The following is an 18,725-nucleotide window of genomic DNA, read 5'->3' on the forward strand; positions in this document are numbered from 1 at the left end:
GCAGCGGCACTCGTTCGATCCGAGTCGTTCCCGATCGCCGGCGCGGCGGCGGCACGACTCGGAACAGGTTCCGCCAGAGAGGAATTCACATGGAAGGCGTCGATATCGCGGCGCTGGTCGCTGCGGTGCTAGCGGCCCTGAGCACCGGCTCTTCGCTCAACTACAACCCCGGCACCGGCGCCTGAGCGCGTCCGTCGAAAGGAATACGAATACATGGATACCGGAAGTGCCGGGATCGCGGGCATCTTCGCTGCCCTCGCCCAGGTCATCGCCACGGGCTCGTCCATCTCGGTAACCCCGCCGGGGCTGTGAACGGCACCGGGCGGAGCCGCCCACCGGCCGCTCCGCCCGGTCGCGCACTGCCCGCGGTGCTCAGTGCGCTGCCCGCGGTGCTCAGTGCACCGGCCCGGTGTACTTCTCGCCCGGCCCGGTGCCCGGCGCGTCCGGGTGCGCCGAACTCTCCCGGAAGGCCCGCTGCAGCGACTGCAGCCCGTCCCTGATCGGCCCCGCGTGCGGCCCCAGGTACTCGATCGAGGCCGTGACCAGCCCGGCCAGCGCGGTGATCACCCGCCGCGCCTCGTCCAGATCGCGCCGCGGGCTGGCATCGGGATCCTCGTCGGCCAGCCCCAGCTTCTCCGCGGCCGAGCTCATCAGCATCACGGCGGCCCGGCTGATCACCTCCACCGCCGGAATATCGGCCAGCTCGCGTACATCCGGTTCGGTGTGCGCGGCGGTCTCGGTGGCGGCGGCGAATTCGGGCTGGTCGGTCATGGCGTTCAGGCTAGCGATCCCCGCCGGAGCAGCCGGAGCTGCCCGAGCTCCGCGACGTTCTTCATGAGTTCGGCGTTCACCCAGGCCACCAGGTGGGCCACCGACGGCCACGCGCCGGCGGGTTCGGCCAGCTCGTCCGGGCCGAGCCGCTCCAGCGCGGCGAGCCACTCGGTGCGCAGGGTGCGCAGCCGGGCCACCGCGGCGGCGGTGCTGCCCGCCCACGGGACGTCGTCGTGCCCCGGTGCCGCCGTACCGAGTGCGGTGGCAAGCGCGCCCGACCACCACCAGTCGATGTGCCAGGTGAGCCAGCCGATGGTCGGCACCGGGATCGGGGACGGCTCGGTCTCCGCCCAGTCCGGGCGCCAGGCGCCGTCGGCGTCCGGGCGCACGGTCCAGACCAGCGGGCCCGGCTCCCACAGCGCGTCGTCGGCGGTGAGATCGTCGAGGTGGATGGTGGCGAGCGACCAGGTGAGGTCGAATTGCCAGCGCAGCAGGTCGGTCACGGCCGGAACGGTCCCAGCGCGGAGCCGTCGCCCGCAAGCGAATAAGGGAGCGATTGGGAGCCGGGGCGCATAACTGCTAGAGTTGTTCGGGACGACCGCCCTGGTCGGTGGTAAGCATGCCATCCGCATGCTCACTCTCCGTCCGGGGTCGCAAGTGGAGCCCGACTCCCACCGCCGCCGACCTCGTGTCCGGTACGCGGTCCGGTCACCCGCCCTCCAGGGCCGGATTCCTGTGTGCTCAATGGCACCCGGGTTCCGTGGTGATCGGTCGACTCGGGCCTCGGCCGGTGAAATACCGGACCGGGGCTTTCGCGTTGATATCGGGGTTACCTGCACGCGGTCGTCGACGACACCGCTTGACCTAGGAGGCCCCATCAGCACTGAGACCCGCATCAACGATCGCATCCGTGTTCCCGAAGTCCGGCTCATCGGGCCCAGCGGCGAGCAGGTTGGGATCGTGCGTGTTGAAGATGCGCTACGCGTCGCTCTCGAAGCCGATCTCGACCTGGTCGAGGTGGCCCCGGATGCCCGTCCGCCGGTCTGCAAGATCATGGACTACGGCAAGTTCAAGTACGAGACGGCGCAGAAGGCGCGCGAGTCCCGGAAGAACCAGGTCCAGACCGTCATCAAGGAGCAGAAGCTCCGCCCCAAGATCGACGACCACGACTACGAGACCAAGAAGCGCAACGTTGTTCGCTTCCTCGAGGCCGGGTCCAAGGTCAAGGTGACGATCATGTTCCGCGGCCGCGAGCAGTCCAGGCCCGAACTCGGCTTCCGGTTGCTGCAGCGGCTCGGATCCGACGTCGCCGAGCTGGGTTTCGTGGAGACCTCGGCCAAGCAGGACGGCCGCAACATGACGATGGTTCTCGCCCCGCACAAGGGTGCGAAGACCCGGGTGAAGGCGCAGCAGGACGCGGCGCCGCGCCCCCGGTCCGGCCCCGCACCGGAACCGGCCCCCGCGCCGGCGTCGGCCGAAACGACCGCGCCGCAGTAGGACGAACAAGCACTCGGCGGCCCACGGGCCGCCGGCACACAGATTGAGGTCACTCATGCCGAAGATGAAGAGCCACAGCGGCGCCTCGAAGCGATTCAAGGTGTCCGGCCGGGGCAAGCTGCTGCGCCAGCAGGCGAACCGTCGCCACCTGCTCGAGCACAAGTCGAGCCGCCGGACTCGTCGTCTGGATGGTGTCGAGTCCGTCTCCGTGGCCGACGTCCCCCGCGTCAAGCGGCTGCTCGGTATCTGACGTGCTCCGGCGCGGGTGCGAGCCCGCGCGACCCCGCGTCCGCTGACCCGGACGCCAGAATCTATCGAACCAGGGTGCCTCGCCGCGCCCACGAACCTCGAACAGGAATCGATCAGTGGCACGCGTCAAGAGGGCCGTCAACGCTCAGAAGAAGCGCCGTTCCATCCTCGAGGCCTCCAAGGGCTACCGGGGCCAGCGGTCCCGGCTGTACCGCAAGGCCAAGGAACAGCAGCTGCACTCGCTCACCTACGCCTACCGGGACCGCCGGGCGCGCAAGGGTGATTTCCGCAAGCTGTGGATCGCGCGCATCAATGCCGCCGCCCGGCTCAACGACATCACCTACAACCGGTTCATCCAGGGCCTGAAGGCCGCCGGTATCGAGGTGGACCGCAAGATCCTGGCCGAGCTCGCGGTGTCGGACGCCGAGGCGTTCGCCGGCCTGGTCGTGCTCGCTAAGGCGGCGCTGCCCGAGGATGTCAACGCCCCCGCCGCCTGACGGCACGCGTTGAATCACGGACTTCCGGAACGACCCGCGGGACGCATCCCGCGGGTCGTTTCCGCGTCGGGCGGCGCCCGTGGTTGAGCCGCTGGAGCCGCGGAACCCGCGCGTCGTCGCGGCCGCGAAGCTGCACCGCTCGGCGCAGCGCCGCAGGACCGGCGCATTCCTCGCCGAGGGGGCGAACGCGGTGACCGCCGCGCTGGCGACCGGGCGGGTGCGCGAGCTGTTCTACTCGGCGGGCGCCGCCGCGCGCGAGCACGAGCTGGTCGCCGGTGCCGCCGCCTCCGGCGTGCGCACCACGCTGGTCAGCGAGCGCGCCGCGCAGCACCTCGGTGAAACCGTCACCGCGCCCGGACTGGTCGCGGTCTGCGACCTGCTGGACGTACCGCTGCGCGAGCTGCTGGCCCGCATCGCCCGGAGGCCGGGCGCCCCCCGGCTCCCGCCCGCGCTGTTCGCGGTGCCGGTCGAGATCGCCGAGCCGGGCAACGCGGGCACGCTGATCCGGGTGGCCGACGCGGTCGGGGTGGACGGCGTCGTGCTCGCAGGCGACACCGTCGATCCGCACAACGGCAAGTGCGTGCGGGCCAGCGCGGGCAGCCTTTTCCACGTCCCGGTGGCCCGGGAGCGTGACGCCGCCGCCGCGCTGGACGCGCTGAGCGCCGCTGGCGTCACCCTGCTCGCCACCACCGCGCGCGGCGAACTCGACCTGGACGACGCCGACCCGGTGCTGGCGGGCCCGGTCGCCTGGCTCTTCGGCAACGAGGCGCACGGGCTGGCGCCGGAGCTCGCCGAGCGCGCCGACCACCGGGTGCGCATCCCGATCCTCGGCCGCGCCGAGAGCCTGAACCTGGCCGCCGCCGCGGCGATCTGCCTGTACGCGAGCTCGCGGGTCAGGCACGCCGGGTAATGCGGGTGAAGCCCGCACGGCCCATCGAATACGATTCGACCGGGACAATTCCGCACCCGACCGCAGGGAGAGACGAGCTACCGTGGCCGACGACACCGCCGCCGAGCAGGGCACCGCGCTGACCGAGGAGGCACTGGCCGCGGCCGCGGCTGCCGCCGAGAAGGCGTTCGCCGCCGCGGCGGATCTGGACGCTCTGGCCGTCGCCAAGACCGAGCACCTCGGTGGCAAGGCGCCGCTGGCGCTGGCCCAGCGCGCGCTCGGCACCATCCCCAAGGCGGAGAAGAAGGACGCGGGCAAGCGGGTCAACGCCGCCCGCACCCGGGTCTCCGACGCCTTCGACGCCCGCCGCGCCGCGCTGCTCGCCGAGCGCGATGCCGCCGTGCTGGTCGCCGAGGCCATCGACGTCACGCTGCCCGCCCGGCGCGCGGCCGCGGGCGCCAGGCACCCGATCACCGTGATCTCCGAGCAGATCGCCGACGTCTTCGTCGCCATGGGCTGGGAGGTCGCCGAGGGGCCGGAGGTGGAGACCGAGCACTTCAACTTCGACGCGCTCAACTTCCTGCCCGACCACCCCGCGCGCACCATGCAGGACACCTTCCACATCGCGCCGGAGGGGTCGCGCCAGGTGCTGCGCACGCACACCTCGCCGGTGCAGGTGCGCTCGCTGCTGGAGCGCGAGCTGCCGATCTACGTGGTCTGCCCGGGCCGCACCTTCCGCACCGACGAGCTGGACGCCACGCACACCCCGGTCTTCTCCCAGGTGGAGGGGCTGGCGGTGGACCGGGGGCTGACCATGGGCCACCTGCGCGGCACCCTGGACGCCTTCGCCCGCGCGCTCTTCGGCCCGGAGACGCGCACCCGCATGCGCCCCAACTACTTCCCCTTCACCGAGCCCTCCGCCGAGGTCGACGTCTGGTTCCCGGACAAGAAGGGCGGCGCGGGCTGGGTCGAGTGGGGCGGCTGCGGCATGGTGAACCCGAAGGTGCTGATCGCGAGCGGGATCGACCCGGAGGAGTACAGCGGCTTCGCCTTCGGCATGGGGCTGGAGCGAACCCTGCAGTTCCGCAACGGGATTCCCGACATGCGCGACATCGTCGAGGGCGACGTGCGGTTCACCCTGCCCTTCGGCGTCCGGTCCTGACCCTTCCGATACGAGAGAGCGACACGTCACGTGCGAGTAGCGCAGTCCTGGCTGACCGAGATCATCGCCCGCACCGTCCCGGAGTGGTCGGTGACGCCGGAGGAGCTCGACGCGGGATTCGTCCGGGTGGGGCTGGAGGTCGAGGAGGTCGACCGGCTCCAGCGGGTGACCGGTGACATCGAGTACCCGCTGGTGGTCGGCCGGGTGCTGGAGATCACCGAGCTCACCGAGTTCAAGAAGCCGATCCGGTTCTGCAAGGTCGACGTCGGCAACCCGGAGCCGCAGGAGATCATCTGCGGCGCGCGGAATTTCGCCGTCGGCGACCTGGTGGTCGTGGTGCTCCCCGGCGCGGTGCTGCCCGGCGGGTTCCGGATCAGCTCGCGCAAGACCTACGGCCACACCTCGCACGGCATGATCTGCTCGGTCGCCGAACTCGGCATCGGCAAGGACCACTCCGGCATCCTGGTGCTGGAGCCCGGCACCGCCTCCCCTGGCACCGACGCCAACGAACTGCTCGGGCTGGACGACACCGTCATCGAGCTGAACATCACCCCCGACCGCGGCTACTGCTTCTCGGTGCGCGGCCTCTCCCGCGAGCTGGCCTGCGGCTTCGACCTGGAGTACGCCGACCCGGCCGTGCGCACGCTGCCGGATTCGGCCGCGCCCGCGTGGCCGATCACGCTGGAGCCGGAGTCGAAGTGCACCCGCTTCGCGGCCCGCCGAGTCACCGGGATCGACCCGAAGGCCGTGTCGCCGTGGTGGCTGCAGCGCAGGCTGCTGCTCTCCGGCGTGCGGCCGATCTCGCCCGCGGTGGACGTCACCAACTACGTCATGCTCGAGCTCGGCCAGCCGCTGCACGCCTTCGACGCCGCCGCGGTCAGCGGCGAGCTGGTGGTGCGGCAGGCGCGGCCGGGGGAGCGGCTGCGCACCCTGGACGGCGTCGAGCGCACCCTCGACCCGGAGGACGTGGTGATCGCCGACGAGTCCGGCGTGGTCTCGCTGGCCGGCGTCATGGGCGGCGCGAGCACCGAGGTGAACGACGGCACCACCGACGTGCTGCTGGAGGCCGCCACCTGGAACCCGCTGCTCATCTACCGGACCGCGCGCAGGCACAAGCTGGTCTCCGAGGCGGGCAAGCGGTACGAGCGGGTGGTCGACCCGGAGCTCAACGTGGTCGCGCTGGACCGCGCCGCCGCGCTGCTCGCCGAGATCGCGGGCGGCGCCGTCGGGGACGTGCTCAGCGACATCCGGGTGCCGGTCGAGCCAGCGCCCGCCATCGCCATGGACATCGACCTGCCCGATCGCGTCGCTGGCGTCACCTACCCGACCGGCACCGCCGCGCGCAGGCTGGCGCAGATCGGCTGCACCGTCGAGGTCGCGGTGAGCGCGGTCGGGCACGGCCAGCTGCTGGTCACCCCGCCGAGCTGGCGGCCGGACCTGGCCCAGCCCGCCGACCTGGTCGAGGAGGTGCTGCGCCTGGAGGGGCTCGAGCAGATCCCGTCGGTCGTGCCGACCGCACCGGCCGGGCGCGGGCTGACCCCCGCGCAGCGCCGCCGCCGCGCGGTGAGCCGGGCGCTCGCCTTCACCGGCTGCGTCGAGGTGCCGCCGCCGGTCTTCCTGCCCGCCGGGGTCTTCGACGTGTGGGGGCTGGACGACGACGACCCGCGGCGTACCACCACCCGGGTGCTGAACCCGCTCGACGCCGAGCGCCCCGAACTCGCCACCACGCTGCTGCCCGGGCTGCTCGAGGTGGCCGCGCGCAATATCTCCCGCGGCGCGCGGGACCTCGCGCTCTACGGCATCGCCCAGGTGGTGCTGCCCGGGCCGAACGTCCGTCCGGTCGCGGCGCTTCCGGTGGACCGCAGGCCCTCGTCCGAGCAGATCGCCGAGCTGCTCGACTCGCTGCCCGCGCAGCCGGTGCACGTCGGCGCGGTGCTCAGCGGCCGTCGTGAGCCGCGCGGGCCGTGGGGGCCGGGCCGACAGGCCGAGGCCGCCGACGCCTTCGCGCTGGCCGACGCGGTCGGCGACGCCGCCGGGGTCCGGATCGAGCGGCGCCCGGCCGCGCAGCTGCCCTGGCACCCGGGGCGCTGCGCCGAGCTGGTCGTCGACGGCGCCGTCGTCGGGTACGCGGGCGAGCTGCACCCCGCGGTGCTGGAGCGGGCCGGGCTGCCCGCCCGCACCTGCGCGCTGGAGCTCGACCTGGACGCCATCCCGCTGCGCGACACCCGCCCGGTGCCCGTGGTCTCGCCCTTCCCCGCGGTGCTGCAGGACGTGTCGGTGACGGTCGCCCGCTCGGTACCGGCCGCCACCGTCGAGGCGGCGCTGCGCGACGGCGGCGGCACGCTGCTGGAGGAGATCGCGCTCTTCGACGTCTACGAGGGCGCGCAGGCAGGCGCCGACCGCCGCTCGCTCACCTACGCGCTCCGCTTCCGCGCGCCGGACCGCACCCTCACCGAGGACGAGGCGAGTGCCGCCCGCGATGCCGCGGTGGCCGCCGCGGCGAGCGCCGTCGGCGCGGAACTGCGCGGGTAACGTCGGGGGAGTCCCCGGCGAAAGGCGCATCATGCGAGCGGAATGGAACGGCGCGGTCCTGGCCGAGAGCGACGACACCGTCGTGGTGGAGGGCAACCACTACTTCCCGGCGTCGTCGCTGAACCGGGCCTACTTCGGCGACAGCGACAAGCACAGCGTCTGCCCGTGGAAGGGCACCGCGTCGTACTACACGGTGACCGTCGACGGCGCGCGCAACCCCGACGCCGCCTGGTACTACCCGGACCCGAAGCCGAAGGCCGAGGAGATCAGGGACCGGGTGGCCTTCTGGCGCGGCGTCGAGATCACCGGATGACGCTCGCGGTGCGCGCGGCGCGGCACCCGGCGAACGCGGTGATGCACGCGCTCACCTACCACCCGACCAGGGAGATCGCCTGGACCCCCGACCTGCTCGGGCTCGACTTCGCCGAGCTCGCGCCGCGCACCGCGGACGGGGAGACGCTGCACGCCTGGTGGCTGCCTGCCCGCGAGCCGATCGGGCACATCCTCTTCGCGCACGGCAACGCGGGCAACATCGGTGATCGGCTGCCGATCTTCGCGCTGCTCACCGCGGCCGGGTTCGACGTGCTCTCCTTCGACTACCGCGGGTACGGCCGCAGCACCGGGCGGCCCAGTGAGCGCGGCACCTACCTGGACGCCCGCGCCGCCCGCGCGGCGCTGCTCGCCCGGCCGGAGGTCGATCCGGAGCGCGTCATCTACCTGGGGAAATCGCTCGGCGGGGCGGTGGTCACCGAGCTCGCGGCGGCGCACCCGCCCGCCGGGGCGGTGCTCATGTCCACCTTCACCGGGCTGCGCGACGCGGCCCGCTCGGTCTTCCCGGTCATCCCCGCCCCGCTGGTGCCGGACGCCTACCCGACCCTGCGCCGCATCGGCGACCTACGCGTCCCGCTGCTGCTCATGCACGGCGACCGGGACGAACTGCTCCCCGTCGAGCACTCCCGCAGGCTCTACACCGCCGCCCCCGACCCCAAGCGCCTGGAGATCTTCCCCGGCTGCGGCCACAACGACCTGATCATGGGCGCGGGCCGCCGCTGGGTCGGGCTGATCGCCGAGTGGGCGCGCGCGGAGTGCGGTCTCGGCCGGACTCCGTAGCCTGGTGGCATGACCGACTCAGCCGGAATCGGTGCGCTGCTCGCCGCGCTCCCGGACGACGAACTGCTCGCCGTGCTCCGTGCCGCCACCGCGCAGCGGCCGACCTTCGCGCGGGTGCACGCCGCGCTCGCCGAGCAGGCCACCTCCGGCGCGCCGCTCGACGCGGTTGTGATTCCGGACACCCCGCACCCGGGTACCGGTACCGTCCCGCAGCAGGCGCCCGGATCGCAGCAGGTCGGCGGCGGGTTTGCGGTACCGCCGGTACCGGTACCGCCGCAGGGTATGTCCGGTACGCCGCCGACCGGCGGCTATACCGCCTCCGGCGTGCCGACATTCGACTCCGTTCGCGATAAGGTCGAGCAGCGCTTCGGCACCGCCCAGGGCCGGGAGGAGCTCGAACGCGAGACCATCGCCGGGCGCAGCGTCGAAGAACAGTGGCAGGCGCGCGAGGATGCGGCCCGCGACCGCCTCGACAAGATCCGGAAGTCGATGCGCGACGAATCCACCGGGCCGTGACATCCGCCGGCTCGGCGACACGAGAGTGGAGAACATGCCCGAGCCGCGCGAGATCGCCGAACGACTCCTCGACGCCCAGGTCGACTTCCTGCTCGCGGAGGTGACCGGCGACCGCTTCGCCGAGGTCGTCGCCCGCGATGTCGGGTCCGTGCTCGGCGTCGCCGAGACCATCCTGGTCCGCGATGTCGTCGCCCCGGAGCAGGCCAAGCAGACCGTCGCGACCGTGGTCGACCTGATCGGCGGCAGCCCCGTCTTCGCCGACATGTCCGGCGTCTTCGCCGACTCGATCTACACCCACATCGCGGAGAACGACGAATACACGCTCGGCGAGGTGGTCGAGCGGCAGCCGGTCGAGGCGCTGCTGGAGAAGATCCTCGGCATGCACCAGGCGCAGGAGCGGATCCTGAGCAGGCTCACCGAGAGCCCGCTGGTCGCCACCGTCGCCTCGAAGTTCGTGGACAAGCTGATCGACGACTTCATGCAGGCCAACCGGCAGCGCGCGGAGAAGATCCCCGGCGTCGGCTCGCTGGTCTCGCTCGGCCAGTCGGCCGCCAACCGGGCGCGGAAGGCCGCCGCCGACAACGCCTTCCTCAGCGACATGGCGGACAAGGGCGCGCGCTTCGCCCTGGAGCGCACCAACAACGCCATCCGCGAGGTGCTGCGCGACGCCCCGGTGCACAGCGCCGCCATGGAGTTCTGGGACCTGCACGCCGGGGAGCCGGTCAACGGGCTGCGCGAGTACCTGACCGAGCAGGACCTGCGCGACCTGGTGCTGCTCAGCTACGAGATCGCGGTGACCACAAGGGAGAAGCCGTACTTCGGGCTGCTGCTGGACGAGTGCGTCGACGTCTTCCTCGGCAAGTACGGCGAGTTCACGCTCGCCGCGCTGCTGCCCGAGCTCGGGCTCACCGGCGACGACCTGCGCACCGAGATCCTGCGCTACGGCCCCGCGGTGATCGAGCGGGCCAAGGCGGACGGGGTGCTCGCCGGGCTCATCCGCGAGCGGCTGGAGCCGTTCTTTCTGTCCGAGCCGGTACTCGCGATTCTCGGCGCTGCCGGAGAAAGCGAAGGCTGAGCCCGGGAGCCCCGCGCGGCGGGAACCGGCGATGGCGAACCCCGCGAACACGAAAAACCGCCCGGTCTCCAGTCTTTCGGCGCTCCGAACCGCTGGGCGTGTCGCCGGGACTTACGCGCCGCTGCCGCCGTGGATCGGGCTACGGTGGCCGACGTGCTCACCGTCCTCGCCGTCGAGAACTACCGGTCCCTGCGTCACCTCATCGTGCCGCTGACCCCGCTCACCGCGGTCACCGGGGCGAACGGCAGCGGCAAATCGAGCCTGTACCGGGTGCTGCGGCTGCTCGCCGAGTTCGCCAGCAACGGCGCGGTGGCGGCGCTGGCCAGGGAGGGCGGGCTGGACTCCACGCTGTGGGCCGGGCCGGGGCGCCCCGCGGACGGCACCCCGGTGGCGCTGCGCGTCGGCTTCGCCGCGGACGACTTCGGCTACGCCGCCGACCTCGGCATCCCGGCGCCCGCCGACTCCCTGTTCGACCGCGACCCGGAGATCAAGGCGGAGGCGGTGTGGTCGGGGCCGATGCTGCGCCCGGCCACGGTGCTCACCGAGCGGGCAGGCCCGGTGGTCCGGGTCCGCACGGGCAGGCGCTGGAACACCGTGCCGCACACACTGCGCTCCTTCGACAGCATGCTCGGCGAGCTCTCCGACCCGAGCCGCGCCCCCGACCTGCTCAGCGTCCGCGACCGGGTGCGCGGCTGGCGCTTCTACGACCGGCTGCGCACCGACGCGGGCGCCCCCGCGCGGGCCCCGCAGATCGGCACCCGCACGGTCCGGCTCGGCCACGACGGCGCCGACCTGGCCGCCGCGCTGCAGACCATCAGGGAGATCGGCGACGCGGTCGAGCTGGACGCCGCCGTCGACAAGGCATTCCCCGGCAGCCGGGTCGAGGTGGCCGCGCACGCGGGCCGGTTCACCGTGCGGCTGCACCAGGCCGGGCTGCGCCGCCCGCTGGAGGCCGCCGAGCTCTCCGACGGCACCCTGCGCTACCTGCTGGTGGTGGCCGCGCTGCTCACCCCGCGCCCGCCGGAGCTGCTGGTGCTGGACGAGCCGGAGACCAGCCTGCACCCCGAGCTCATGAGCGCGCTCGCCGATCTCATCGTCACCGCGTCGGCGCACACCCAGGTGATCGTGGTGACGCACGCCCCCGCGCTGCTCACCGCCTTCGCGCGGGAGGAGCGGGCCTCGGTGCTGGAGCTGCGCAAGGACGACGGCCGCACCTACCTGGCGGGCCAGGGTTTGCTGGATGAGCCACCGTGGGCCTGGCCCATGCGCTGATCGGCGTGACCAGCGTGTGAATTCCCCCCGATGTGCGCCGCGTCGCATATCGGGGCGGCCGTCGCCGCAATAGTCTCGGCGTATGAGCGACCCGAGGATCGAGACCGAACCCGAGGCCATCCGGCCGCTGCGCGACGACATCCGCTTCCTCGGCGAGGTGCTCGGCGACACGATCCGGGACCACGAGGGGCCGGAGGTCTTCGACCTCATCGAGCGGGTGCGCAAGGAGGCGTTCCGGATCCGCCGCGAGGAGGTGGACCGCAGCGCCGTCGCGGAGATGCTGCGCGGGGTCGACGTGGCGGTGGCGATCCCGCTGATCCGCGCCTTCAGCTACTTCGTGCTGCTCGCCAACCTGGCCGAGGATCTGCAGCGCGACCGCCGCCGCGCCGTGCACATCGGCGCGGGCGAGCCGCCGCAGGACTCCTCGCTGGCGGCCACCTATCGCAAGCTGGACGCCGCCGCGCTGGACGGCCGGACCGTCGCCGACCTGCTCGCCGACGCCCTCGTCGCCCCGGTGATCACCGCGCACCCGACCGAGACCAGGCGGCGCACCGTCTTCGACGGCCAGGCCAGGATCACCGAGCTGATGCGGCAGCGCGGCCGCTTCGCCGAGGGCGAGCGGGAGCGCGCCGCGCTGGAACTCGATATCCGGCGGCAGGTGCTCGCGCTGTGGCGCACCGCGCTGATCCGGCTGGCGCGGCTGCGGATCCAGGACGAGATCGCGGTCGGGCTGCGCTACTACGAACTCACCCTCTTCGACGTCATCCCGGCGATCAATGCCGAGGTCAGGGCCGCGCTGCGGACCCGGTGGCCCGGCGTCGAGCTGCTCCCGCGGCCGATCCTGCGCCCCGGCTCCTGGATCGGCGGCGACCGCGACGGCAATCCGTTCGTCACCGCCGACGTGGTGCGCACCGCGGCCGGGCAGGCCGCGAGCGTCGCCTTCGAGCGGTACCTGCGCGAGCTGGCCGAGCTGGAGAAAGTACTGGCCCAGTCGGCCCGGCTGGTCCCGGTCTCCGAGCGGGTGGCCGGGCTGGCCGCGGCAGGCTACCCGGAGCAGGAGACGCACGCCGACGAGCCGTACCGCCGTGCGCTGCACGCCATCCGGAACCGGCTGACCGCCACCGCGGTGCGCGCGCTCGGCGCCGCGCCGGTGCACGGCTCGGATGCGGGCGCCGAGCCGTACGACACCCCGCAGCAGGCGCTGGACGATCTCGACGCGGTCGATGAATCCATGCGCGCCGCCGGCGACGGCCTGCTCGCCGACGACCGGCTCGCCGCGCTCCGCTTCGCCCTGGAGACCTTCGGCTTCCACCTGCAGAGCCTGGACATGCGGCAGAACTCCGAGGTGCACGAGCAGGTGGTGGCCGAGATCCTGGCCTGGGCAGGCGTGCACGCCGACTACGCGAGCCTGCCGGAGGACGAGCGGGTCGCGCTGCTCGCCGCCGAACTCCGCACCCGCAGGCCCTTGCTCGGACCGCACGCGGCGCTGAGCGAGAAGACCACCCAGGAGCTCGGCATCGTGTGCGCGGCCGCCGAGGTGATCGCCACCTTCGGCGCGGAGGCGGTGCCGAACTACGTCATCAGCATGTGCACCTCGGTCAGCGACATGCTGGAGACGGCGCTGCTGCTCAAGGAGGCCGGCATCCTCGATCCGGGCAGCCCGGCATCCTCGCCGGTCGGCATCGTTCCGCTCTTCGAGACCATCGAGGACCTGGCCGCGGGCGCCACGACCCTGGCCGCGGCACTGGAGGTCCCCGTGTACCGGGAGCTGGTGGCGAGCGCCGGGCTGCGCCAGGAGGTCATGCTCGGCTACTCCGACTCCAACAAGGACGGCGGCTACCTCGCCGCCAACTGGGCGCTCTACCGGGCCGAGCTGGAACTGGTCGAGGTGGCCCGCAAAACCGGGATCAAGCTGCGGCTCTTCCACGGCCGCGGCGGCACCGTGGGCCGCGGCGGCGGCCGCAGCTACGACGCCATCCTCGCCCAGCCCGCGGGCGCCGTGCGCGGCGCGCTCCGCCTCACCGAGCAGGGCGAGGTGATCGCCGCCAAGTACGCGGAACCGAGTGCCGCGCACCGCAATCTGGAGTCGCTCATCGCGGGCACGCTGGAGTCGACGCTGCTCGACGTCGAGGGCCTCGGCCCCGCCGCCGAACCCTCCTACGAGCTCATGGACGAGCTGGCCGCCCGCGCCCGCGCCGCCTACGCCGCGCTGGTACACGACGAGCCCGGGTTCGTGGAGTACTTCCGGCAGTCCACCCCCGTCGCCGAGGTCGGCGACCTGAACATCGGCAGCCGCCCGGCCTCGCGCAAACCCACCAGCTCGGTCTCCGACCTGCGCGCCATCCCGTGGGTGATGGCCTGGAGCCAGGCCAGGGTCATGCTGCCCGGCTGGTACGGCACCGGCACCGCGCTCGAGGAGTGGGTGGCCGGTGACCCGGACCGGCTCGCGGTGTTGACCGACCTCTACCGCCGCTGGCCGTTCTTCCGCACCGTGCTCTCCAACCTCGCCCAGGTGCTCGCCAAGAGCGATCTCGCCATCGCCGAGCGGTACGCGGAGCTGGTCGAGGATGCGGCACTACGCGACCGTATCTTCGGCATGATCCGGGACGAGCACGCCCGCACCATCCGCATGCACGCCGCCGTCACCGGCAACGATTTCCTGCTGGACGACAACGCCTCGCTGGCGGAGTCCATCCACAACCGCTTCCCGTACCTGGAGCCGCTGAACCAGATGCAGGTCGAGCTGCTGCGCCGGTTGCGTGCGGGGGACGATCAGGAACTGGTCAAGCGCGGGATCCTGCTCACGATGAACGGACTGGCGACGGCGCTGCGGAACTCGGGGTAGCCGGTCCCCAGCGCACCTCGGCCCATCGGGATCGTGCGAGTCGGCGATATTCGCCCGAGCGACGATCGACTACTGGCGTTGCCAGTTGGTGCTCGCCCCCTGCGCGGCGTTGCGGACGAGTTCGATCCTCGTCACATTGCCTCCGATATCGTAGGTCCGGTCTCCCTGGTTCCCGGCGCTCCAGAGCAAGCGGTTGCTGTTGTCGTACAGCTTGATGGAGTATTTGTCGTTGATGGTCCCGTTCGCGGTGCCCGCGTTCTTCGACACCCACACGCGGAGCCGGAAGTTGCCGTGCGGGTTTCCGAATTTCAGTGTGGTCGATGTCGTGATGTAGTCGCTACCCGAGTTCTTCTCGCTGTAGGTGTTCGCGCTGGCAACGCCCGGACTGGTCAACGTCAACAGAAAAAGAAGTGCGGTTGCTGCGAAGATTGCGCGGAGGAACGACTTCATCGAGTTTCCCTTTCGTCGGTGGCTCTACATCGCATGCCGAACTCGGACCATTGTTTTCGGGCGGAATGACATCCGGCTCGGTAAGCATCGCAGCGCGCTCGGCCCTGCGCTGTCGGCTGATCGGATGACCTCGGTTGGGCACGGCGCACCGGTGAATCGATTTCTCGATGCCGGCGAAAGCGGCTCGGATATGTCGTTCGTCGCCCTTCCGCCGGTTCGGCACGCCCTGTTGCGGCACCATGGCGGAAATGGTTCTCGCAGCTCATGGAAGGCGGGGTAGCGCTCAGCCGAGCGCACGGGGTGCGGCTGCGACCAGGCCACCGTCGATCACGAGGTCCTGGCCGGTGATGTAGGCGGCGTCGGAGGAGGCGAGGAAGGCGACCGCCGCAGCGACCTCATCAGCCGTGCCGGGGCGCCCGAGCGGGACCTCCGCTGCGACGACGGCGGCCGCCGCCGGGGTGACGTTGGCGTGGTACATCGGCGTCGCGATGTAACCGGGGCTGACCGCGTTCACCCGGATGCCGCGCGGTGCCAGCTCGGCCCCGAGCGTCTGCACCAGGTTGTGCGCCGCCGCCTTCGTCGCGCTGTACAGTGAGCCGCCCGCCAGCCCGCGCAGCCGCGTCCATGAGGCGTTGACGACCACCGCGCCGCCCGCCGCGAGCAGCGGGATCGTCTGCTGCACGGTGAAGTACACGCCGCGCAGGTTGGTGGCGACGAAGGTGTCGAACTCGGTGGGGGTGACCTCGGTGACCGGCCGGAAGGCGGCGATTCCGGCATTGGCCACCAGGACGTCGAGCCGCCCGAAGCGGGCTTGGATCCGCTCGGTGAGCGCGTTCAGGTCGCCGAGCTCGGCGACGTCGGCGCGCACGGGGAGTGCGCGCTCGCCGAGCTCGGCCGCGGCGGCGGCGAGCCGGTGCTCGTCGCGGCCGGTGATCACCACCCGCGCGCCCTCGTCGAGCAGGCGGCGGGCGATGGCGAAGCCGATGCCGCTGGTGCCGCCGGTCACCAGCGCGACGGATCCGGGGAATCGAGAGGCGTTGTGCGTCATGGGATCCAGGCTGGCCGGTGCGCGGCGTCGGTGCCAGAGCGCACTGATCATGGGTCCGCCACCACCACGCTGTGACCGGCGGTCAGGATCGCCATGCGCTGTGCGGTCGGGGTGCCCGGCCGCGGATCGTAGAGCTCGAGGAACTGGCCGGGCCGGTCGACGACGGCAAGGGTGGTGGTGTCGAAGGTGAGCGCGCCCAGCTCCGGATGGCGAACCTCCTTCACCGCCTGCACCGGCGCCGCCACATCGTGCCGTGCCCAGAGCTCGGCGAACTCCGCGCTGCGGGCGCCGAGTTCGGTGATGACGGTGTGGAATCCGGGATCGTCGGCCGCGTGCGCGGCATCGGCCCGGAACGCCGCGACCACGCCGGGCGCGGCGCTCGCCCATGCCTCGTGCGCCAGCCGGTAGCGGGCGTGGGTGAAGAAGGCGAGCAGGCAGTTGCGGGCGCTCTCGTCGTAGCCGAAGGCGGCGTGGCCGGCGTCGTTCACGGCGAGCAGATTCCAGTAGCGGTCGCGCAGGATGGCCGGGCGCGGTGACCAGCCCTCGACCAGGCGGCGGAGTTCGGGGCGCACCTCGGGGGTGACCGGCGCGGGCACCGGGGGATTGGCGCCGGACAGCAGGTACAGGTGTGCGCGCTCCGGGGCGTCGAGCCGCAGCGCCGTGCCGATCGCGTCCAGCACGGCGGGGGAGGCGTTGACCGGGCGGCCCTGCTCGAGCCAGGTGTACCAGGAGACCCCGACGCCGGCCAGCGCGGCGACCTCCTCGCGGCGCAATCCGGGGGTGCGCCGCCGCCCCACCGCGGGCAGGTCGACGTCGGCGGGGGTGAGCCGGGCACGGCGGCTGCGCAGGAAGTCGCGGAGTTCGGCGCGGCGGCTGGTGGTCATGGTGGGAGCAACGCCGGGGGGCAGCCCGCGCCTTCCCGTGCCGCGCACCCGGTGTGGCTACCCCCTGAGTCTGTTCGCAGCACATCCGGCCCGGCCGCCCGTCTCGATTGCGCTGTCCGCCTGACCTCGGACGACCTACCCGACTTGGTTCACCCTGATGAAGGTGGTCAGCGCACTGCAGGTTGGGTTCACAAATGACCAGGCCGAGCGCGACCTTCGACCCACGAAAACTCAGCTGAAGATGTCAGGCTGCCCTCGGCCACGTCGTGTTGCCAACGACATTAGGGTCTTTGCGGAAATTCGACGGACTACTAACTTTCAAGGCAACTGACAGGCGTGTGCGCGGTCACCCGATTGTGCCGCACGTCGATGCCGCGGAGGTTCACCTATGCGTCGCTATGTCCAGCTCGGAGCGGTCACGGCCGCAGCTGACCGCAGGCACCGCCGTCGCCTCGGCCGAGGCGGGTGTCGTCATTATGGATAGCCATCGGCGTCTACACCGATTGCCCGATGGGCCCTGCTTCTACTGAAACCAGCGACGCCTCGGACTCTTCAGCCTGAGGAACTGGGCGCGGAATTATCACGCGTTCATGCCGCCGCCAACCGTAAGCAACTGATGGTCAGGTAGCGGATCAAGAGATTATTGCTCGAAAATGGTGAACAGATGAAGAAGTACGACATCGTCGTGGTCGGCGGCGGCCCCGCCGGTTCGGCGGCGGCCTGGCAGGCGGCCGCCGCGGGAGCCTCGGTGCTCTGTGTGGACAAGGCACGTTTCCCCCGCGACAAACCCTGTGGCGACGGTCTGACACCGCGCGCGCTGAGCGTGCTGGAGGGTATGGGCCTTGGCGCGGAGCTGGAGCGGTTCCCGACCGTCGAATATCTCAAGATTCGCGGGCACAGCAGTTGGCAGGTGCGCTGGCCGGATCGCCCAGGTCTACCGAATTTCGGGCGGGTGGCCCGTCGGCTCGAACTCGATGAGCTGCTGCTCACCCACGCGGCGAATGTCGGCGCCGAGGTGCGGCAGTCCTGCGAGGCCATCGCGCCGATCCGCACCGGCGATCTCGTAACCGGCGTCGAGGTCCGCACCGCGCGGTCGTCCACTGAGCGCATCCGGGCCGATATTGTCATCGTGGCCGACGGTGCGTACTCACCTATGAAGAAGGCGATGGGACTGGAAAGCCGAATCTCTGGTCCGGTCGGCGTCGCGGTGCGTGCGGAAATGTCGTCGATGCGCCCACACGACCCGTCCTTCGAGATCCATATGCCGCTGCGTTTCGGCAAGCGTTACATACCCGGCTACGGCTGGGTATTCCCGCTCGGGGACGGGCGGATCAATGTCGGTGCGGGCTACCTCACGACCTTCCGTCAGTGGCGCGACATCAATCTGGTCGGGATGCTCGCGGACTTCATGAAGAGCCTCCCGCCGGAATGGCAGCTGCCGGAGGTCGCCGAATTGCGCAAGGCTCGCGCCGTACAGGCATGGCGACTGCCGATGGGCTTCAACGCCTGGCCGCCGTGGCGTCCGGGATTGCTACTCGCCGGTGATGCCATGGGCGCGATCAAACCAACCAATGGGGCGGGCATCTCGAAAGCCGTGCAATCCGGACTGGAGGCGGGTGATTGTGCTGTCGCGGCATTGATCGCGGGCGGCCCGCACGATCTGTCGGCGTATCAGCGCGCGCTACGCCGCCGCTGGGGCCTGCAGTACGGGTTAGCGCGCAATGCTTTTCGCGCCATTGGTAATCCACCGCGGATCGGCCTGGTGGTGAGAGCGCTCGACCACGCACCGATTCGCCGGCTGGCCGTTCGCGCAGCCTACGGACGCGACACGCTGCGTGGGTACAGCGACGGTCCCGACCCGATATCGGGTGCGGTGGTCGACCCCGTCCTGCGTGACGTCGGCTGAGCGACAACCGAATCCGAAGGCT

Annotated in this window: 18 protein-coding genes; 13 read left to right on the top strand and 5 right to left on the bottom strand. The window is 71.6% G+C overall.

Features of this window, described 5'->3' with window-relative positions; genetic code table 11:
* Positions 1-393: 393 nt before the first annotated feature.
* Positions 394-771 carry a DUF1844 domain-containing protein gene (locus ACFUJ1_RS15320; RefSeq protein WP_378645917.1) on the bottom strand — a complete coding sequence of 126 codons (378 nt, stop codon included), beginning with the start codon at positions 769-771 and terminating at the stop codon, positions 394-396.
* Between the two features lie 5 nt (positions 772-776).
* A complete protein-coding gene (locus ACFUJ1_RS15325) occupies positions 777-1,274 on the bottom strand; it encodes a DinB family protein (RefSeq protein WP_378645919.1) in 498 nt (165 codons plus the stop codon).
* Between the two features lie 319 nt (positions 1,275-1,593).
* Between ACFUJ1_RS15325 and infC the strand changes: the two genes are divergently transcribed.
* The 12 genes from infC to ppc all read left to right on the top strand — a co-directional run bounded on the left by infC (position 1,594) and on the right by ppc (position 14,415).
* Positions 1,594-2,268, top strand: a complete 675-nt coding sequence (infC, locus tag ACFUJ1_RS15330) for a translation initiation factor IF-3 (RefSeq protein WP_233021226.1) — start codon at positions 1,594-1,596, stop codon at positions 2,266-2,268.
* Positions 2,269-2,323: 55 nt separating this feature from the next.
* Entirely contained in the window at positions 2,324-2,518 is a 195-nt protein-coding gene (rpmI, locus tag ACFUJ1_RS15335; RefSeq protein WP_233016897.1) for a 50S ribosomal protein L35, read from the top strand.
* A 115-nt stretch (positions 2,519-2,633) separates the two neighbouring features.
* Entirely contained in the window at positions 2,634-3,014 is a 381-nt protein-coding gene (gene rplT / locus ACFUJ1_RS15340; protein WP_378616046.1) for a 50S ribosomal protein L20, read from the top strand.
* A gap of 79 nt (positions 3,015-3,093) precedes the next feature.
* Complete coding sequence (locus ACFUJ1_RS15345) at positions 3,094-3,924, top strand: TrmH family RNA methyltransferase (RefSeq protein WP_378645921.1); 831 nt, start codon at positions 3,094-3,096, stop codon at positions 3,922-3,924.
* Between the two features lie 82 nt (positions 3,925-4,006).
* Positions 4,007-5,065, top strand: a complete 1,059-nt coding sequence (gene pheS / locus ACFUJ1_RS15350; protein ID WP_378645923.1) for a phenylalanine--tRNA ligase subunit alpha — start codon at positions 4,007-4,009, stop codon at positions 5,063-5,065.
* Between the two features lie 30 nt (positions 5,066-5,095).
* Positions 5,096-7,597: a phenylalanine--tRNA ligase subunit beta gene (pheT, locus tag ACFUJ1_RS15355; RefSeq protein ID WP_378645924.1), complete on the top strand. Its 2,502-nt coding sequence runs from the start codon at positions 5,096-5,098 to the stop codon at positions 7,595-7,597.
* Positions 7,598-7,628: 31 nt separating this feature from the next.
* Positions 7,629-7,910, top strand: a complete 282-nt coding sequence (locus tag ACFUJ1_RS15360; RefSeq protein ID WP_378645926.1) for a DUF427 domain-containing protein — start codon at positions 7,629-7,631, stop codon at positions 7,908-7,910.
* The gene (locus ACFUJ1_RS15365; RefSeq protein ID WP_378645928.1) at positions 7,907-8,707 is read left to right on the top strand and encodes an alpha/beta hydrolase; all 801 of its coding nucleotides are present in this window, start codon (positions 7,907-7,909) and stop codon (positions 8,705-8,707) included. The genes ACFUJ1_RS15360 and ACFUJ1_RS15365 overlap by 4 nt, the downstream gene beginning before the upstream one ends.
* 9 nt (positions 8,708-8,716) lie before the next feature.
* The gene (locus ACFUJ1_RS15370; protein ID WP_378645930.1) at positions 8,717-9,223 is read left to right on the top strand and encodes a hypothetical protein; all 507 of its coding nucleotides are present in this window, start codon (positions 8,717-8,719) and stop codon (positions 9,221-9,223) included.
* Between the two features lie 34 nt (positions 9,224-9,257).
* On the top strand, positions 9,258-10,298 hold the full coding sequence (locus ACFUJ1_RS15375) for a hypothetical protein (protein WP_378645932.1): 1,041 nt from the start codon (positions 9,258-9,260) through the stop codon (positions 10,296-10,298).
* A 153-nt stretch (positions 10,299-10,451) separates the two neighbouring features.
* Positions 10,452-11,570 carry an AAA family ATPase gene (locus ACFUJ1_RS15380; RefSeq protein ID WP_378646107.1) on the top strand — a complete coding sequence of 373 codons (1,119 nt, stop codon included), beginning with the start codon at positions 10,452-10,454 and terminating at the stop codon, positions 11,568-11,570.
* A gap of 82 nt (positions 11,571-11,652) precedes the next feature.
* Complete coding sequence (gene ppc, locus ACFUJ1_RS15385; protein WP_378645934.1) at positions 11,653-14,415, top strand: phosphoenolpyruvate carboxylase; 2,763 nt, start codon at positions 11,653-11,655, stop codon at positions 14,413-14,415.
* 69 nt (positions 14,416-14,484) lie between these two features.
* Here the strand turns inward: ppc and ACFUJ1_RS15390 are convergent, their stop codons facing one another.
* The 3 genes from ACFUJ1_RS15390 to ACFUJ1_RS15400 form a co-directional block, all read right to left on the bottom strand.
* Entirely contained in the window at positions 14,485-14,865 is a 381-nt protein-coding gene (locus ACFUJ1_RS15390; protein WP_378645936.1) for a hypothetical protein, read from the bottom strand.
* Between the two features lie 283 nt (positions 14,866-15,148).
* Complete coding sequence (locus tag ACFUJ1_RS15395) at positions 15,149-15,913, bottom strand: SDR family NAD(P)-dependent oxidoreductase (protein WP_378645938.1); 765 nt, start codon at positions 15,911-15,913, stop codon at positions 15,149-15,151.
* 47 nt (positions 15,914-15,960) lie between these two features.
* On the bottom strand, positions 15,961-16,797 hold the full coding sequence (locus ACFUJ1_RS15400; RefSeq protein WP_378645940.1) for a helix-turn-helix transcriptional regulator: 837 nt from the start codon (positions 16,795-16,797) through the stop codon (positions 15,961-15,963).
* A 664-nt stretch (positions 16,798-17,461) separates the two neighbouring features.
* On the opposite strand from ACFUJ1_RS15400, the gene ACFUJ1_RS15405 reads away from it, so the two are divergent.
* Positions 17,462-18,703: an NAD(P)/FAD-dependent oxidoreductase gene (locus tag ACFUJ1_RS15405; protein WP_378645942.1), complete on the top strand. Its 1,242-nt coding sequence runs from the start codon at positions 17,462-17,464 to the stop codon at positions 18,701-18,703.
* The last annotated feature ends 22 nt before the right edge of the window (positions 18,704-18,725 follow it).

Source organism: Nocardia sp. NPDC057227 (assembly GCF_042669725.1).
Classification (GTDB): domain Bacteria; phylum Actinomycetota; class Actinomycetes; order Mycobacteriales; family Mycobacteriaceae; genus Nocardia; species Nocardia asteroides_A.

Coding starts and splice junctions, on each gene's coding strand:
- ACFUJ1_RS15320 (WP_378645917.1), bottom strand. CDS start 771: ATGACCGACCAGCCCGAATTCGCCGCCGCCACCGAGACCGCCGCGCAC.
- rpmI (WP_233016897.1), top strand. CDS start 2,324: ATGCCGAAGATGAAGAGCCACAGCGGCGCCTCGAAGCGATTCAAGGTG.
- ACFUJ1_RS15360 (WP_378645926.1), top strand. CDS start 7,629: ATGCGAGCGGAATGGAACGGCGCGGTCCTGGCCGAGAGCGACGACACC.
- ACFUJ1_RS15365 (WP_378645928.1), top strand. CDS start 7,907: ATGACGCTCGCGGTGCGCGCGGCGCGGCACCCGGCGAACGCGGTGATG.
- ACFUJ1_RS15370 (WP_378645930.1), top strand. CDS start 8,717: ATGACCGACTCAGCCGGAATCGGTGCGCTGCTCGCCGCGCTCCCGGAC.
- ACFUJ1_RS15375 (WP_378645932.1), top strand. CDS start 9,258: ATGCCCGAGCCGCGCGAGATCGCCGAACGACTCCTCGACGCCCAGGTC.
- ppc (WP_378645934.1), top strand. CDS start 11,653: ATGAGCGACCCGAGGATCGAGACCGAACCCGAGGCCATCCGGCCGCTG.
- ACFUJ1_RS15390 (WP_378645936.1), bottom strand. CDS start 14,865: ATGAAGTCGTTCCTCCGCGCAATCTTCGCAGCAACCGCACTTCTTTTT.
- ACFUJ1_RS15395 (WP_378645938.1), bottom strand. CDS start 15,913: ATGACGCACAACGCCTCTCGATTCCCCGGATCCGTCGCGCTGGTGACC.
- ACFUJ1_RS15400 (WP_378645940.1), bottom strand. CDS start 16,797: ATGACCACCAGCCGCCGCGCCGAACTCCGCGACTTCCTGCGCAGCCGC.
- ACFUJ1_RS15405 (WP_378645942.1), top strand. CDS start 17,462: ATGAAGAAGTACGACATCGTCGTGGTCGGCGGCGGCCCCGCCGGTTCG.